Annotated in this window: 16 protein-coding genes; 2 read left to right on the plus strand and 14 right to left on the minus strand. The window is 59.5% G+C overall.

Annotation, left to right across the window (positions count from 1 at the left end; genetic code table 11):
* Positions 1-3 precede the first annotated feature (3 nt).
* Both HU764_RS15505 and HU764_RS15510 read left to right on the plus strand, forming a co-directional pair.
* The gene (locus tag HU764_RS15505) at positions 4-1,074 is read left to right on the plus strand and encodes an SDR family oxidoreductase (RefSeq protein ID WP_186680656.1); all 1,071 of its coding nucleotides are present in this window, start codon (positions 4-6) and stop codon (positions 1,072-1,074) included.
* An 87-nt stretch (positions 1,075-1,161) separates the two neighbouring features.
* Positions 1,162-2,058 carry a DMT family transporter gene (locus tag HU764_RS15510; RefSeq protein WP_186680653.1) on the plus strand — a complete coding sequence of 299 codons (897 nt, stop codon included), beginning with the start codon at positions 1,162-1,164 and terminating at the stop codon, positions 2,056-2,058.
* A 107-nt stretch (positions 2,059-2,165) separates the two neighbouring features.
* Here HU764_RS15510 and HU764_RS15515 read toward each other — a convergent pair whose 3' ends face one another.
* The 14 genes from HU764_RS15515 to HU764_RS15580 form a co-directional block, all read right to left on the minus strand.
* On the minus strand, positions 2,166-2,870 hold the full coding sequence (locus tag HU764_RS15515; RefSeq protein WP_186680650.1) for an SDR family oxidoreductase: 705 nt from the start codon (positions 2,868-2,870) through the stop codon (positions 2,166-2,168).
* Positions 2,871-2,974: 104 nt separating this feature from the next.
* Positions 2,975-3,862: a LysR substrate-binding domain-containing protein gene (locus tag HU764_RS15520; protein ID WP_186680712.1), complete on the minus strand. Its 888-nt coding sequence runs from the start codon at positions 3,860-3,862 to the stop codon at positions 2,975-2,977.
* 113 nt (positions 3,863-3,975) lie between these two features.
* Complete coding sequence (locus tag HU764_RS28140; RefSeq protein ID WP_420876203.1) at positions 3,976-4,176, minus strand: hypothetical protein; 201 nt, start codon at positions 4,174-4,176, stop codon at positions 3,976-3,978.
* Positions 4,177-4,460: 284 nt separating this feature from the next.
* The gene (locus tag HU764_RS15530) at positions 4,461-4,820 is read right to left on the minus strand and encodes a cupin domain-containing protein (RefSeq protein ID WP_186680647.1); all 360 of its coding nucleotides are present in this window, start codon (positions 4,818-4,820) and stop codon (positions 4,461-4,463) included.
* A complete protein-coding gene (locus tag HU764_RS15535) occupies positions 4,817-5,410 on the minus strand; it encodes a GNAT family N-acetyltransferase (RefSeq protein WP_225935662.1) in 594 nt (197 codons plus the stop codon). Before HU764_RS15535 ends, HU764_RS15530 begins: the two co-directional genes overlap by 4 nt.
* Before the next feature lie 335 nt (positions 5,411-5,745).
* Positions 5,746-6,444 carry an anti-sigma factor gene (locus HU764_RS15540; RefSeq protein ID WP_186680644.1) on the minus strand — a complete coding sequence of 233 codons (699 nt, stop codon included), beginning with the start codon at positions 6,442-6,444 and terminating at the stop codon, positions 5,746-5,748.
* Positions 6,441-6,989 (minus strand): sigma-70 family RNA polymerase sigma factor, encoded by a 549-nt coding sequence (locus tag HU764_RS15545; RefSeq protein WP_186680641.1) that lies wholly within the window; start codon positions 6,987-6,989, stop codon positions 6,441-6,443. Before HU764_RS15545 ends, HU764_RS15540 begins: the two co-directional genes overlap by 4 nt.
* A gap of 103 nt (positions 6,990-7,092) precedes the next feature.
* On the minus strand, positions 7,093-7,620 hold the full coding sequence (locus HU764_RS15550; protein WP_186680638.1) for a DUF3455 domain-containing protein: 528 nt from the start codon (positions 7,618-7,620) through the stop codon (positions 7,093-7,095).
* Between the two features lie 210 nt (positions 7,621-7,830).
* Positions 7,831-9,036: a Bcr/CflA family efflux MFS transporter gene (locus tag HU764_RS15555; RefSeq protein ID WP_186703482.1), complete on the minus strand. Its 1,206-nt coding sequence runs from the start codon at positions 9,034-9,036 to the stop codon at positions 7,831-7,833.
* A gap of 32 nt (positions 9,037-9,068) precedes the next feature.
* Positions 9,069-10,361: a beta-ketoacyl-ACP synthase II gene (gene fabF, locus HU764_RS15560; protein WP_186703431.1), complete on the minus strand. Its 1,293-nt coding sequence runs from the start codon at positions 10,359-10,361 to the stop codon at positions 9,069-9,071.
* A 65-nt stretch (positions 10,362-10,426) separates the two neighbouring features.
* On the minus strand, positions 10,427-13,519 hold the full coding sequence (locus HU764_RS15565) for an efflux RND transporter permease subunit (protein WP_186703432.1): 3,093 nt from the start codon (positions 13,517-13,519) through the stop codon (positions 10,427-10,429).
* A complete protein-coding gene (locus HU764_RS15570) occupies positions 13,516-14,619 on the minus strand; it encodes an efflux RND transporter periplasmic adaptor subunit (protein ID WP_186703433.1) in 1,104 nt (367 codons plus the stop codon). The genes HU764_RS15565 and HU764_RS15570 overlap by 4 nt, the downstream gene beginning before the upstream one ends.
* 80 nt (positions 14,620-14,699) lie before the next feature.
* Entirely contained in the window at positions 14,700-15,314 is a 615-nt protein-coding gene (locus tag HU764_RS15575; RefSeq protein ID WP_099454523.1) for a TetR/AcrR family transcriptional regulator, read from the minus strand.
* Between the two features lie 595 nt (positions 15,315-15,909).
* Positions 15,910-17,043: an aminotransferase class V-fold PLP-dependent enzyme gene (locus HU764_RS15580; RefSeq protein WP_186703434.1), complete on the minus strand. Its 1,134-nt coding sequence runs from the start codon at positions 17,041-17,043 to the stop codon at positions 15,910-15,912.
* Positions 17,044-17,124: the final 81 nt, after the last annotated feature.

Consider the following 17,124-nt stretch of genomic DNA (forward strand, 5'->3'; position numbering starts at 1 on the left):
GAAATGAGCGTGGAGTGCTTTGTCACAGGCGGGACTGGCTTTGTTGGCCAACATTTGGTGGCGAACTTGAGTGCAAAAGGTCACACCATCAGGGTGTTGATGCGTCGCCCAGAGCAATTGTCTGCACTGCGCGAGCAAGTCGCTAATTTGGGAGGGTGCGCCAGCCGGGTGTTTGCCGTAGCGGGCGATTTGGAACGGGACAACCTCGGGCTGACTCCTGCTGACCGTGAAGTGCTAAGGCACGCCAGTGTCATATTCCATCTAGGCGCCCACTTCGCATGGGGGCTGTCAGTGGAGCATTCTCGTGCGGTAAATGTGGAAGGGGCAAAGCGCGTGGCGCTTCTGGCGGCAGAGCAAAAAAGCCGTTTAGTCATGATCGGCGGCTACATGCTGAAAAATCAGGAACATCTGCAACGCATCGGAATTGATCCTCGTCGTCCGGAGTTGACGAATTGGTCTGCCGTCTATCGACGTGTGGGTGGTTACGAGGGAAGCAAGCTGGAGGCGCATTTTGCAACCCTGGCGCTCATGTCTGCCAAAGGTGGGGAGATTACCGTTGTCCACCCTGCAACGGTCTGTGGCCACAGCCGCACGGGGCATATTCTTGAGGGGCAGCCACTGGTGGCGCTGATACGCAACCTTGTGCAGGGAAAGCTCACTGCTGTACCCGGTACCGCCAAGCACTGGCTGCCGCTGGTCACCGTCGATTATCTGGCGGAGCTGGTAGCAGTTTGTGCGTTTGACCCTGCCATGGTGGGCCAGGAATTGCTGGCACTTGATGACCACACTCCAAACTTGCGAGAACTCCTGATGCAGGTTGCACAACCGTTGGGCTTAACGTCTCCCAAGCATCACATTCCCCTCCGATTGCTGAAGCTGCTACTGGCTATTCCCCCCGTCGCGTCGTTCTTGCACACAAAACCCGAAGCCTTGGACTTTATCCAGACCACACGTTTTGATACAACGGCGGTCGAGCAATTTGCAAAACGGCACGAAATAGCCAAACCCGATATCCGTCAGTCTTTGCAGCACACGGCAGCGTTCGTCAATTCCTATTGCATCGCCAAAGGCTAGGTACCTGACTTCCCCTCCTCAACAATTATGCCGTCGATACTGGCGGAGCTCTATCGAACGACAACTCAGCGACAGGGATCGCCAGCAATGCAATCAACTTTCGGTAAAGGCGTCATATTTGCACTTTCCGCTGCAGCACTGAACGCAACGATCGGTGTACTCAGCAAAGTACTCATGAGTAATGGCTTCACGGCCAGCAGTGTCGCTGTGATCAAGACCGTACTGGGGTGCATGCTTCTTTCGATCTTACTGTTTTTCCTCAAGCGCCCTGCGGTGTCGACCCAATGGGCTCAGGCGGCTATCTGTGCATTCCTTGGCATCTTTGTGCTGTTCCATTTCGAAACGTCCGCCTATAGACACTACGCTGCGGCAGGTGTGGTAGTGGTGCTGATGGCCAGTGCCTCAATTTCGTCGATCATCCTAGGGCGCATTTTTCTCAAGGATGCCATCACTGCGAACGCTACCCTAGGCGCCGCATTGGCTATCGCTGGGATTTCGGTGATCTTCGGTGGCGACCTGCAGCAGGGCTTTAGCCTGCAAGGTGCTGCGCTGGCCTCCATTGCCGGCTCCGGCTATGGGGCTTTTTCGGTTGCCATGAAACGTATGGGAGTATCGGGAGGGCTGCACTTCACCCGTCAATTGTTGTTCTTTGGCAGCCTGTATCTGCTGATGCCGGCTGCCGCCGATGGTTTCGCGATCGGCGAGTTGTCGCCGCTGGCGATCACGGCGCTGCTGGCGCTGGCCACGCTGCCGACAATCCTCGGCTTCTTCTGCACCACCAAGGCCATCGAGTACCTGAAGCCATCCCAGGTGCAGGCACTGGAGCTCACGGAGCCACTGTTCGCCGCGCTGCTGGCATTCGTAGCGCTTAACGAAGTGCCGCCTCAAAGCCTATACGCGGGAGCGGCACTGATCATCGTCGGCCTGTGCTTCTCCAATGAGCTGATTCGCTTGGGCGGCAAAGCATCCGCCCCTTCCACTTAGTGAACTATTTCGGGCTGCTGATTACGTTAGTAGCGCGTGTGTCTTGAACCGCATGGCAATCGCCCAAAATGAAAAAGGGCCGCGTACCGCGTGCGGCCCGGAGGCACTCAGACGCTGCGTGTAAGGCCGCCATCGACCTTGATGTTCTGGCCGGTAATGTAGGCTGCCCCTTCGCTCGCCAGGAAGGCGACAGTGGCGGCAATCTCCTCACTGGTGCCATAGCGCTTAAGCGGCACACCTTCTCGACGCTGTTCGGTAGCAGGGAGACTGTCGATCCAACCAGGCAGCACGTTATTAATGCGAATGTTGTCAGCGGCGTATTTGTCCGCATAGATTTTGCTGAACGACGCCAAACCGGCACGGAACACTGCCGAGGTAGGGAAGAGTTCGCTTGGCTCGAATGCCCATGCAGTAGAAATGTTGATGATTGCACCACCTTTCTGGCGCTGCATGTACGGGGTCACCAGCCGCGCCGGGCGAATGACGTTGAGCAGGTAGGTCTCCATACCCTGGTGCCAGTCTTCGTCGCTGATCTCAAGAATCGGTGCCCGCGGACCATGGCCGGCGCTGTTAACCAGCACATCGATACGGCCCCATTTCTGAATGACTGCGTCGACTAGGCGCTGCAGATCTTCATTTGACTGGTTACTGCCGGTGACGCCAATACCGCCTAACGCTTGCGCCAGGGCCTCGCCTTTGCCAGATGAAGAGAGAATACCGACCTTGAAGCCGTCGGCAGCCAATCTGCGAGCTGCCGCCGCTCCCATGCCGCTACCACCGGCAGTGACTATTGCTACTTTTTCTACTGACATACATCCCCCTAAGTGAGGCCTGGACGGGTTGTTGGTGAAATGAGACTAGCAACGCTCAGCACGTCTCAGAGAGACAACAACCCTTCTTCCTGCCAGTAGATAATCTATAGCCTCGCCTGTTCAAGTAGCCACGTTCGGACGGTTTCCAGGGCCGCCGGCTGGTGAGCGTTTCGCGGCCAGACCAGATAATAGGCTTTGTCCAAGCTCATTTGATGCGCCATCGCCAGCGCTAACCTTCCTGCCTCTAGGTCTGCTTTGACGAAGTGGTAGCTGGCCAATGCCAGCCCTTGTCCTGCTGCTGCAGCCTCGATCGCAAGTACTGTCTGGTTGAACCGCACATTTTTAGAGGGCTGGCGGATGGGGCTCTGGAAGGCCTGATCTATGAACTCAGGCCAGAAACTGTGAGCGTCATGCAGCAAGGTGTATGCCTGCAGTTTTTCCACGCTCTCTGGCCGACCCAGTTGTTCAAGCAATACCGGGCTAGCCACCGCAACTATACGTTCAGTCAGAAAAAGCTCGGCATTGAGCATATTCTCGAAAGGTGCACGTCCGTAGCGGACAGCGATGTCAGCTCCACCAGGCCGAAATTGCGAAATGCGGTCAGTGGCAAGTACTTGCAGATCGATCTGAGGGTGCGCAACTGAGAACGAGGACAGCCGAGGGATTAGCCACTTCGCCGCAAAAGTAGGCGTGACGCTGACCGTCAGCTCCAGCCCCACTGGCTTGAGGGCTTGCGTGGCCGTAGTGATCAAGGCGAATGCCTCACGAACTGCCAAGCTGTAGCCCTTCCCGGGTTCCGTTAAGCGCAGCCCTCTAGGCAACCGTTCAAATAACTTCAACGCAAGGCTCGTCTCAAGCCCTCGTATCTGCTGTGCCACAGCGGCCTGAGTGACACCTAGCTCGTCGGCAGCCAGCCGAAAATTCAGATGACGGGCCACCACCTCGAAAACCCTGAGCGCGTTAAGGGGAGGCAACAAGGTATGTCCGTTCATAGTGTTTTTTCTACTGGCAAGCGAGGGATTAAATGCCGCTTTGGGAGGATGAAAGGCGATAGCCATTTCTACGGTTTGCGTGTAATCGCAGTTTTAGAGGCTACGTCGAAGCATCAGGAAAAGGAACCTGTGGCAGTGTAATTCACAGCCGCACTCTCCGTTGCCGGCACATTGGTTGGCATGCTGGCTGAATCGCTGTCGCAAACGAGCCTGGCGATCCAGTCAGCGAATGCGCTCACGGCTGGCGAAAGAAAGCGCTGATGCGGGTATAGCAGGTGCACAGGCACCGAGGCGGGCTGCCAGTCAGCAAGCACTTCGACCAACTGCCCTTCTCGCAGATGCTCCGAAACCCCGCTCTCGCCCCTGTGGCCGTTTTACGGAGTCCGTCAGGCGAGTCTCGGCATGTTCGATAAGCCCCAGTATTTCCCGGCACTGCGCCAGATATTGTGGCTTGCGCCAACTGACGCCTTATTTATACGCGCGACTGCGCAGCCATGAGGTACAGAGCTGTTGTGGCCTGCCGAAGAACATTCGAGCGCCGCCAGCAGGCAAGCATGCAAACTGGCTTTGCGCTGCGCTCGATGAACGCCACCCGGTGCTAGTTCCCGGGCAAGAGGATCACGAAGTTCTTTTTCATGTTTTCCAGTACGGTCCATTTGCCCTTGGCGCCCGGTTCGATAATGAACGTGTCGCCAGCGGCCAGTGTGATGGGGGCGCAACCCTCAAGCTCGATGACGCACCGTCCACTCAGCACGTGGCAGAACTCCCAAACTTTGTAGTCGATGCGCCACGCTCCGGTGCTGGCTTCCCATTCTCCGGAAATGCGACCGTGCTGTTCATCGTGATAATACTTGGACGTCAGCGTATGCGGGCTGCCTTCCACGACCTCTTCAAAAAAAGGAAGGTCGCGCACCGGTTGGATATCCAGTTCGCGGAACACGGTCAGTTTCTTGTTCATGGTCTTTTCTCAAGCACGTTGTGGGTAGGGCGATACATCAAATAGGCTTCACCGGTTACGCTCAGCATCGGGTGCGGAACGATCTGGCAGGTTTTAACAATGTGAAAACCGTGACGTTCGTAGAAGCGGCGTGCACCGTGGTTTTCTGCATAATCGATCAGGCATAGCCCATCCAGGCCAGAGTCCTCAGCGCGTTGCTGAGCATGGCGAAGAAACTGGACACCCAGCCCTTGGCTGCGCCAGGCCTCATCCAGGGCCAGGCTGGATATGTATAAGGTGTCGGGTATTTCCATGTCGCCATAAGGCGCGAGAACCGGGTCTGTCTCGACAGGCCTGTCAGGGGTCTCGCGCAAGGCATAGCTATGCATCATGCCGATGACGCGCCCTTCGAAAATGGCCATCAGGCAGTTCTTATAGGAAAAGTCGCCCTGTTCCCTGGCATAGCGAGACGTACCGACACTCAGCAATGCTTGTCCTGGTGCGGCAAGCTTGCTCCATATGTAATCGGCCATGCCCTCCGATGTCAGTTGAAAGAAGCGTGCAATATCTTGTGCGTCTGAGGCTTGAGCGGGTCTGAAGTCGATAGGCATGTACAGCGCTCCCATGGAATCGGGTGGTTAGTTTTCAAGGATTACGCCTTTGAAAGGGAGGCAGGTTAGGCGGGTTCAACGGTTCCCATCATGCTCTGGGCGAACACTGTCAGCACGGCATGCGACGCTTCACATGCTCAAAGGCAGGTGGCCGTCTAATTGCTCAGGCCTTGGATTCGATCGTGGAATTGCCGGAGGTGGTGAGGCGAGAAGCGGGGCGACGTGTACTTCTATGAGGGATGGCCAGAATCAGAGCAGGTTGCCTCCGTATAGGGTCGTATTGCACGAATGGCAGCTACCGACCCAAAGCGGTCAACGGTTGCAAACCTTTTTGGTCAAATCACTTTTACCGCGCGGCCAATGAACTTCACCGGCCCCGTAGGCAGCCCGGTAGGCGAACCGCCAGATTTCTCCAGTGTCAGTTCGAACAATTGGTTGGCCTCTAGCGGTGGCAGGCTCTGTAGCGGAACACGATAGGGCTCCCCGGGTTTGACCAGGCCCAGTGAAACCGGTGCTTGCCACTGTTCGCCCTTGGTCCAGAACTGAAGGGCCATGCCTTCGGGGACAGCATCCTGGCCAAGCGGGATCAGCTCTATCATGCGGCTATCGCTGGTCTGCACCACCCAGCCGGCGGTTTGGCTGTTCGGCGCCACCAATACCACCACGAATTGGGTGGTCGGAGGGGGCGCAGTAAGCAATGTAAACGCCAGGACCGCGCTTGCAGCCAGCCCCGCAGCACTCAGCCCTTGCCACAGGCCGAGGCGTCGCCACCATTTAACTCGCTGTTGTGCGGCAGGTGCGGCCAGTTCATTCAGGCTGCGCTGGATGCGGCCCCACAGGCGGGCGCTTGGTGGTTGCGGCGCAGCCAGCGCGGTCAGCTCCAGCAAACGTGCTTCCCAGGCATTCACTGCGGCGCGCAAAGCCGAGTCGCTGACCAGGCGCTCGGTCACTGAGGCGTGTTGCTGTGGCGACAGGGTTCCCAGCACGAACTCGCCGGCGAGGCTGTCCAGTTCCTCGGCAGTATCCGGCTTCATTCCAGGCACTCCCGCAATGCCTTGAGGCTGCGCTTGATCCAGGCTTTGACGGTGCCCAATGGCGCCCCCAGCAGCCCGGCGATTTCGGCGTGGCTGCAGCCGTCCACATAGGCGTGCAGGATGCAACGCTGTGGTGCAGGCTGCAGTTTTTCAAGGCAACGGTAGATCTTCGCCGACCCTGACCAGAGGTCAACGTCATCGAATCCCCCCTGCAATGTGGGCGTCGTATCCATATCGGCTTCGTCCAGCACGGTTTCACGGCGTGAATCGCGGATCGAATTCAGTGCCAGGTGTCGGGTGATGCTGTAGATCCAGCCGCGCGCAGAGCCGCGTGCGGGGTCGAAGCTGGCGGAGCGGGTCCAGATACGGATAAAGGCATCGTGGACAATGTCTTCTGCGCTGGCGTCGTCACGCGCAATGCGCCGGGCAACGCCCAGCAGGCGCGCGCCTTCGTGGTCGTAAAGCGCCTGCAGGGCACGCCGGTCACCCTGTGCGCAGGCCTCCAGGCAGCGGTGGAAGTCGAAGGGGGCGACAGGCGAGTTCAACGTGTGCAGCTTCCTTGTGTCATGCAAGGTACCCCGGCCATCCAGCCGGGGGCTTGCCAACGAGCATAGATGAACGATTGCAAGGCGTCTGCTCAAGTGCGTCTTACTTGGCTGTCCAGAACACATAGTCGGCCTGGTACTTGACGACCTGCCTAGCACCTTTGTTCTGCGCCGTACAGTCGCTTGCCGGCGCCACGCCGCCGCGGGTGGCCAGGCGCTGGATGTAGCTGACGCTCTGCATGGCGCCTTTGCCTTCGGCCAGGTTGGCCTTGACCAGTTGATAAGGTATAGCGCCCTTATCTGCAGGTGCCACCGCCACCTGGGTGCCGGTGACTTTTGATCCGTCCTTGGCCTGCCATGTGGCGGGTGGGCCGAAGTAGTCGCCCACCTGTCTGCCGGCACGGTCATTGAGCGCGGCCTTGGGGCCTACGAATGTCCATTCGGTCTGGCCGGGGGTGTTGGCCTTATCGCGGCACTCGTAGGTGATCTCGCCGACGCCGACGGTCTCGAGCAAGACGCGATGACCATCGGGGACCTTGACCGCATCTGGCAGCGCGGTTTGGGCGTGAGCGGGTTGCAGCGCCAGGGCGAGGCAGCAGGCGAGCAGGCAGACGGAGGGTTTGAGGCTCATGGGTAGTGCTCCTGACAGGTCATTTGGCTGGGCAGTCACAGGCCGCCCATAAGCAATACCCGCCAACGGCCGGACTGGATGCACTGAATGGGTAAAAAACTGGTTTCGCCCATCGGGACCGACAGCTAACGACCCAAAGCTGCCGTTGGCCCAGGTTGACTATCGGCCCAAAGCAGTCTGCAGCACGCAACTGGATTTTTTTATTGAGACTCAGGGTCTCGTAGTCTGTCTTTCGATGTGGTTACCCGAAAAGAACAATAACAGCGCCACGAAGCAAACCGACGTCTGAATAACGCCTAAGCTCGACACAGGCGGGTACTGCAGAATCGATACCAGCCAAGTTGTGATCGCTGCAGCACCCATGGTCATAAAGCCAAACAATGCCGACGCAAGCCCCGCCTGCTTGCCGAATGGCTCCATGGTGATGGCCGTACCCAGAGGGTTGGCCAGGCCCATACCCCAGAGAAAACTCGCCATCGACAGCGAGTACCAACCAAGGCCTGGATCGCTCGGCCCGACCAGCAGAAGGCAGCCGGCTAGCATTGCGGTGGTCAGACCCAAGGTAGCGACCGTGCGGCTGCCAAAACGGCGTGCCAGGGGCGGCGCGGCCATACCGGCAGCGAATACCACGAAGACTGTGACAGCGAAGTACAACCCTGCCTGCAAGGATGACAAACCCATACCGCTCATCAGGATCGCGGGTGCGGCTGCGAAGGATGCGAACAGCCCACTCATAAGCAAGCTCACTGCAGTACCCGGAAGGATAAAGCGTTCGTCAGCGATCAGCCGCCAGTAGGCGACCACTACCTGCGTTACCGATTGTGGGGTACGACGCTCAGGCGGCAGCGTTTCGCCAAGTCCACGTGCATAGAAAAACGCGATGACAACAGCAGCAACGCCAACCATCACGAAAATCGCTCGCCACCCCAGCGTTGTTGTCAGCAGGCTGCCGAGCAGCGGTGAGAAACCGGGGGCTGTCGCGGTGGCGATCATGGTCAGCGACAATGCTCGCGCCAGGGTTTGGCCTTCGAACAGGTCGCGTGCAATGGCGCGGGCCAGCACGGCGGCAGCGCAAGCGCCCAGCGCCTGGATGACTCGCCCGGCGATCAGCATATCCAGTGAGCCGGCAAAGCCTGCGACCAATGTGCCTGCTACGAAAAGCCAGAGACCGCCGAGCACGAGCCGCATGCGGCCGAAATGATCCGCCAGCGGCCCAACCACCAATTGCGCGAGCGCAAAGGTGATGAAGAAGCTGGAAAGCGTCAGGCCCAGCTCGCGGGACGATACGCCTAGCTGCTGGCCAATGTCCGGAAACGCAGGAAGGATGATGTTGGTGGACAAAATGCTGATCGCCGAAAGCGCAGCCAGTAAAGCCACGATTTTGCCGGTCAGCGGCGTGCTGGTCTCTGTAGGCATCACGCTGTCGCTCGCGGCCTGGTGCTGCCTGCTCACGGCGTTGCCTCCCAGCGGCGGAACAACACACTGGCATTCACGCCGCCAAAACCGAAACCATTGGAGAGCGCATGGGTGATCGACATTTTACGCGCGCTGAACGCAACCAGATCGAGACCCGCCGCTGCCTCGTCGGGGTTGTTCAGGTTCAGTGTCGGCGGCACGATCTGATCGCGCAGCGCCAGCACCGTGAAGATCGCTTCAATGCCGCCGGCAGCGCCAAGCAAGTGACCGGTGGCGGATTTGGTCGAGCTGATCGCCACGCCTGCGTCGGCGCCAAACAGCGCCTGAATAGCTGTCAGCTCGCCCTTGTCGCCAACCTGGGTAGAGGTAGCGTGGGCGTTGATGTGCTGCACATCACATGGGCTCAGGCCCGCCTGTCGCAGCGCTTGTTGCATGGCGCGCAGGGCACCGCTGCCGTCCTCGGGCCCGGCGGTGAGGTGATAGGCATCGGCACTGGTGCCATAGCCCACCAGTTCGGCCAGCGGTGTGGCGCCACGCGCTAGGGCGTGTTCCAGTGATTCGATCACCAGCAGCCCGGCACCTTCGGCCATCACGAAACCGTCACGGTCACGATCAAACGGGCGCGAGGCCTGCTGCGGGTTCTGGGCGAAACCGGTAGACAACGCGCGCGCCGCCGCAAAGCAGCCCAGGGTCACGCGGTCGATAGCCGCTTCCGTACCGCCGCAGATGGCGATATCGGCCTCACCGCTTCTGATAAGGCGCGCGGCATCGCCAATCGCCTGAACACCCGCGGCGCAGGCGGTAACGGGCGCGCCAAGCGGACCTTTGAAGCCATTGCGAATGGACACATGCCCTGCTGCCATGTTGGCCAGGAATGAGGGGGCGGTGAACGGCGACAGCCTGCGCGGCCCGCGTGAGTCGGTCGTGCGCACGGCCTCTGCCATGGCACCGAACCCGCCCACGCCGGACGCGATGATGGTTGCGGTTCGTGCCTGCTCGGCTTCGCTGCCCGGGTGCCAGCCGGCCTGCTCCAGCGCTTCATGAGCGGCAATCAGCGCAAACTCGATAAAGCGGTCCATTTTTTTGCGTTCTTTCGGCGCGATGATCTGTTCGGGTTGATAGCCCGCCAGCGCGTCTTCCTCGAGCGTGAGCACTTGTCCTCCCACCGTCACGCCTGTGCCTTCGGTGATGTGCGCAGGCAATGTGCGAATGCCCGAGCGCCCGGCCAGCAGGCGGCGCCACACTTCATTCACACCACAGCCCAGCGGCCCGACGATGCCAGTACCGGTTACCACAATGCGTCTCTGCTGCTGAACGTTACTCATTGGAACCTCTCTTTGTCGGTCGGCGTTCTCCCTGGCCGCAGGAGAACGCGTGGCCGGGAGCTGCGTCAGGCTTTCGCCGTGACGCTCGAATCATCGCCGAGGCGGCTGGGGCGGATCTTGAACCAGATGGAGTACATCGCCGGCAGAAACACCAGGGTCATGATGGTGCCGACAAAGGTGCCGCCGATGAGGGTATAAGCCAGGGTTCCCCAGAACACCGAGTGCGTCAGTGGAATGAAGGCGAGAATCGCTGCCAGTGCCGTCAGCAACACGGGGCGGGCGCGCTGTACGGTGGCTTCGACCACCGCATTGAATGGGGCCAGGCCCTCTTTCTCGTTGTGATGGATCTGCCCGATCAGGATCAGCGTGTTGCGCATCAGGATCCCTGACAGTGCAATCAGCCCGACCAGTGCGTTGATGCCAAACGGTTGATGGAACAGGAGAAGCACCGGCACCACGCCAATCAAACCCAGCGGCGAGGTGAAAAACACCATGAACATCGCCGAGATCGAGCGTACTTGCAGGATGATGATCAGCAGCGTCAGGGCGATCATGATCGGCAGCAGTGGCAGAATCGCCTGGCTGGCCTTACCCGATTCCTCGATAGAGCCGGCCATTTCGATGCGAAAGCCAGTTGGCAAGGTTTCGATGATCGGCTGCAGGTCTTTCCATACGGCTGCCGAGACGTCTGGCGGCTGCAGCTCTTCGGCAATATCACCCCGTACGGTGATGGTCGGTGTGCGGTCACGACGGCGCAGAATCGGATCTTCCATACGCACATCGACCTCGCCGATCTGCGACAGCGGAATGCGCTGACCGGCTGAGCCAACCAGTGTGAAACCCTCGATCTTCGACGGATCGAGACGGATATCCCCCGCTGCCCGGCCGACCACCTGCACCGAGCGAATGTCTTCGCGCACCGTGGTGATCGGTACGCCGTTGAGCAGGAACTGCAGCTGCTGGGCGACTGCGTTAGAGGTCAGGCCTACGGCCTGCAGGCGATCCTGATCCAGCGAGAAATGCAGCGTTGGCACCTGAGGGCCCCAGTCGCTGTTCACGGTTCTCATCATCGGGCTGGCTTGCAAAACGCCCTGCACACGAGTGGCGATTTCGCGCAGTTGCATCGGGTCTGGCCCCATCACCCGATAGGCCACAGGATAAGGCGAGTACGGGCCGAAGACCAGTTGCGTGACGCGCACCTTGGCCTCGGGCGCCAGCCCTTCGGAGGCGGCCTCTCGTATACGCAGCTTGAGGGCCTCACGGGCCTCCTGGCTATCCGTCAGCACCACGATCTTGGCAAACGACGGATCGGGCAGCTCCGGCGCCATGGCCAGGAAGAAGCGGGGTGGGCCTTGCCCTACATAGGAGGTCACGATCTTCGCTTCTTCCTGCTCGCGCAGCCATGACTCAACCTTCACCGCCGTGGCGTTGGTCTGCTCGATGGAGGTGCCGTACGGCATTTGCACTTCGACCAGCACTTCGGGGCGGTCGGACGTCGGGAAGAACTGCTTCTTTACCAACCCCATACCCAGTACCGAAACCACGAACAAGGTGATGACCGTCCCAGCCACCAGCCATTTAAGGGCGATGACCCGCGCCAGCAACGCGCGAAAACGGTTGTAGTGGCGGGTGTTGTAGATGGCCGCATGGCCGCCCTCGACCTGCTTGATATCGGGCAACAACTTCACGCCCAGGTAGGGGGTAAACGCCACTGCCACCACCCATGAGGCGATCAGGGCAATGCCGACAATCCAGAACATGTTGCTGGTGTACTCCCCCGCCGTGGACTGGGCAAAGCCGTTGGGCATGAAGCCGATGGCGGTGACCAGCGTACCGGAGAGCATTGGCGCGGCGGTGTGGCTCCAGGCATAGGCCGATGCCTTGAAGCGGTCGTAGCCCTCCTCCATCTTCACCACCATCATTTCGATGGCGATGATGGCGTCGTCTACCAACAGGCCCAATGCGAGGATAAGCGAGCCCAGGGTAATACGGTCGAAGTTCTTGCCCGTGGCGGCCATCACCACAAAGACGATGGCCAGCGTCAGCGGCACGGCAGCGGCAACCACGACGCCGACGCGCCAGCCCATGCTGACAAAGCAGACCAGCATGACCACCAGCAACGCGACAAAGAACTTGATCATGAACTCATCAACGGACGAGGCGATATTGACGGCCTGATCGGTGACTTTGCTGAGCGTCATGCCTAGCGGCATGGCGTCGTTGATACTCGCGGTTTCTGCCTCTAGCGCCTCGCCGAGGTCAAGCCCGTTCCAGCCCTCGCGCATGATCACACCGAGCAGCAAAGCGGGCTCGCCATCGTTGCGTACCAGGAAGGTGGCCGGGTCCTCGTAGCCGCGCTCCACAGCTGCCACGTCAGCAAGCTTCAGCGTACGACCCTGTACGGCAATCGGTGTCTCGCGGATTTTTGCCAGTTTGTCGAAGGCACCATCCAGGCGCATGACGACCTGCGGCCCGGTGGTTTCCACCGAACCGGCAGGCGTCAGGGCGTTCTGGCTATTGAGTGCAGCAAAAATGTCCTGCGGCATCACACCCAGGGTTGCCAGCCGGTCATGGGAGAAGGATACGAAGATGCGCTCGGCCTGTTCGCCGATGATATTGACCTTCTTGACCCCTGGCACGTGCAACAGCCGTTGACGCAGCGATTCGGCGTCACGCACCAGCTGGCGCTGTGGTTCACCCTTGGCCTTCAGGGCATACACCGCGAAGGTCACATCGGAGAACTCGTCATTGATCATCGGCCCGATAACGCCGGCAGGCAACGTTTTGGCTTCATCACCCAGCTTCTTGCGGGCCTGGTAGAACTCTTCCTGGACCTGCGACGGCGGGGTGCTGTCGCGCAACGACACCACAGTGAATGCCAAGCCCGCGCGAGTGTAGGTTTCGCTGCGGTCGTACCACTTCAGCTCCTGCATGCGCTTCTCTAACGGCTCGGCGACCTGATCCTGCATTTCCAGGGCGGTAGCGCCTGGCCAGGCAGTGATAATGGTCATCTGCTTGACGGTAAACGGCGGATCCTCGGCACGACCCAACTGAAAGAACGCCAGCGTTCCGGCCACCGCGATCAGCATAATCAAGAACAGTGTGATAGAGCGCTCGCGAACCGCGAGGGCGGACAGGTTGAAACGCCCCTTGCTCATGGCTGACTCACGGCTACGGGCGTGACAGCCACTTGGGCAAGCCGTACTTCCTGGCCATCACGCAGCAGGTGGGCACCTAGGGCAACCACGTGCTCGCCAGCCTTGAGCTTGCCAGCGACACGCGCCGTATCATCACTGATACCTATTACCTGAACGGGCCGCCAGGAGACCTTCGCCGGCTCGCCGGCAATTACCCACACCCCTGTGCCATTGCCTGGATCGTATAGCGCGGCGATAGGTACCTGCAGCAGCTGAGTGGCGCTCTTGTCCTCTGCGATGTTCAGGGTAATGGTGGAGCCGAGCGGCGCGCTCGCCAACGCGCCGTCAAGCACATACCGGGCTTCGAAGGTTCGGGTGGTGGCATCGGCAGCCTCAGAGAGCAAGCGCAGCTTGGCTGCCACGGCAGCGCCGCTATTGCCATACAAGGTAGCTTGAGCTGTGGAGCCAGGCGTCGGGCGCAGGGTTTCAGGAAGGTGCACGACAGCTTCGCGCTGCCCCGCCCGCGCTAATCGGACCACCGGTTGGCCGGCACTGACCACTTGGCCGGGCTCTGCCAGAGTGTCCATCACCACCCCATTGGCGTCAGCCAACAACACCGCGTAGCCCGTGGCATTGCGCGCCACATCAGCCTGAGCCTGGGCAGCGCTGAGCTGAGCCTTGGCGGAGTTGGCGGCGGCCTTGATCTGATCATAGCGCGACGCCGATACCGCGCCGGCGGCTACAAGCACGCGATAACGCGCCTCGTCATCAGCCGTCTGCTTGGCCAGCGCCCTAGCGGAAGCGACCGTCTCCTGCTGCGCACGCGCCTGTAGTTGCAGGTCGACGGGATCGAGGCGCATCAACGGCTGGCCGCGCGTGACCGTTTCCCCAGTGTCAACCAAACGCTCGAGGATCTTGCCCGATACCCGGAAGCCCAGATCACTCTGGGTACGTGCGACCACTACGCCAGTGAATGAACGGCCCGTCTCGGACGACTGCTGGACCGTGGCCGCCCTGATCAACGGCGGCTTGTTGCGGGGGTCTTGGTCGACTGACGACTCTCCACACGCCACCAGGACGGTAGGCAGTAAAAAGGCAAAGGTGGCGAGCTTGAGGCGCATGGGTTCCGTTACTCAAGAGCTAGATAGGAACCACATTCTTATTCTGGTGACCAATTCTGTCAATGGTCACAACCCAATAACTAAGGTGCCAGGCTGCGCAATATTAGTGCCGGCAGAAGTACGACGGCCTCAGGCGCTGAATCGAGGTTGTACTGCAATTGAGCCGCGTTGACGTAGGGGCGCAGGATCAAAAAGATTGCATTGACGGCCTCATCCAGGGGTGTTTTGCGCTCGAACTCCCCAGACTGTCGGCCTTCGAGGACAATCTGTTGGATAAGCTCGCGGATACGCAGCTCATGAGTCTTGACCGACGGCCACAGGTCGCGCGAAGCGACGGCGGCGATGTCGTAAAGCTTGCGATCGTGGAAGAACAGATCGCTGCCAGCCTCGGAAATCGAGCGAAATAGGCGCCTTACTTTCTCGGATGCGGTCGGCGCCTCGGCAATGGCGGCTTCGACGATTTGCATGATCAGGGCCAGGCGATTGCTGCATATCACCCCGCCGATGGCCTGCTTGGAATCGAAGAATTTATAGATGTAGGCCTTGGAGAAACCGATCGCCTTGGCGAGGTCCGAGACGGTGGTCTTTTCGTAACCATAATGGCCGAAATGCTGCGTCGCCGCGTTGATGATCTGGTCGCGAATCTCATGATCCAGCGGGCCACGTAGGGTCGAGGTGTTCATATCTTCATTCATGACCAAAGCTTAACTCCGTGGCGAACTGATTGACAGATTGTGACTAATATACATCATGGTCACTACCTGTATTAGCTCTAGAGATACGTCATGCCTGCGTCCCGTATTCTTGCTCTCGTGGTAAGCACAAGCCTGGTAGCGGGGTGGGCTTGATGTATCCGGCCTTTGCGATTTGAAGCCTTACCCGAATGGCCCAGATGTCTTTCAGTCGGAGCGGAGCTGTTTGCCCGACCAATTTTCCTTTGTTCCAAGGCTGATGGCTGCAGGTCGAGTTGTATTCATGGCTTGTCCTCCTTGTGAGGGAGGGCAAGGATGGTCAGTTCGACGCAGAGGCGCTAACCGGACCATAGCTACCATTGCGAAACTACTGCTATTGCTCATTTTCCGAGGCCGGCGCGAACCCTGTGTGCGGGTTTACCCCCAAAGCAGGCAACGCGAAGGATGGCACGGGCTTCGCACGTGTTCGCGGGTAAACCCGCTCCCACAAAGATCACCTCAGGCACGACTGGCAGCTTGGGGTCGATAACGGCCATTCACGATCGTCTGCTTTCGACTCCTAGCTGACAGCCGTAGCCGCTGCAGTCAAAAGCAGGGCTCAGTTCACCATCACTTCGTCCAGCGCCCGTTCAAGGGTGCTGACCGTGCGCTCGATATTGCGCAGTTTTTCGAGCCCGAACAGACCGATACGGAAGGTCTGGAAGTCGGCCGGTTCATCACATTGCAACGGCACTCCGGCGGCTATCTGTAGGCCGTGTTCTGCAAATTTCTTACCGTTCTTGATGTCGGGATCATCGGTGTAGCTCACCACTACACCCGGGGCCTGAAAGCCGGCTGCGGCCACGCTTTTGATGCCTCTGCCGGTCAACATGGCGCGGACTTGATCGCCCAGCGCCTGTTGTTCACCGCGCACCTTGTCGAAACCGTAGGCTTGCATCTCGTTCATCACGTCGTTGAATCGCGCGAGAGAATCGCTGGGCATGGTCGCGTGGTAAGCATGTCCGCCCTGTTCGTATGCCTGCATGATCTGAAGCCACTTTTTCAGGTCGCAGGCAAAGCTGCTGCTTTGCGTCTGCTCGATGCGTTCGAGGGCCAAAGCACTGAGCATCACCAGCGCGCAGCACGGGGAGGCGCTCCAACCTTTCTGCGGTGCGCTGATCAGCAGGTCGACTGCGCACTTGTCCATATCCACCCAAAGCGTGCCTGAGGCGATGCAGTCCAGTACGAACAGCCCCCCCACTGCATGCACAGCGTCGCCAATGGCCCGCAAGTAATCGTCGGGCAGGATAATCCCGGATGACGTTTCAACGTGTGGTACAAAGACAAGCTGCGGCTTGTGCGCCTCAATGGTCGCCAACACTTCGTCCAGAGGCGGGGGCGCGTAGGCTGGCTGGCGACCCGAGTCGATCGGTCGGGCTTTGAGCACCGTGGTAGCCGCCGGAATGTTGCCCATCTCAAGGATCTGGCTCCAGCGATAACTGAACCAACCGTTGCGGATCACCAGGCACTGCTGGCCGGTGGCAAACTGTCGCGCGACCGATTCCATGCCGAATGTACCGCTACCCGGCACTACTGCAACAGCCTGGGCGTTATAGACCTGTTTCAGGGTGCTGGAAATGTTCTTCATCACGCCTTGAAATGCCTGCGACATATGATTGAGCGAGCGGTCGGTGTAGACCACCGAATACTCAACCAGCCCCTCAGGATCAATACTTGGATAGAGCTTTGACATGCGGTGACTCCTTTGGCAGAGATGTCATTGGTATGGACCCAGTCCTAAGCCTTGGCAAATGAGAAGATTGATCGGGGTAGC

Source organism: Pseudomonas kermanshahensis (assembly GCF_014269205.2).
In the GTDB taxonomy this organism is placed as follows: Bacteria; Pseudomonadota; Gammaproteobacteria; order Pseudomonadales; family Pseudomonadaceae; genus Aquipseudomonas; species Aquipseudomonas kermanshahensis.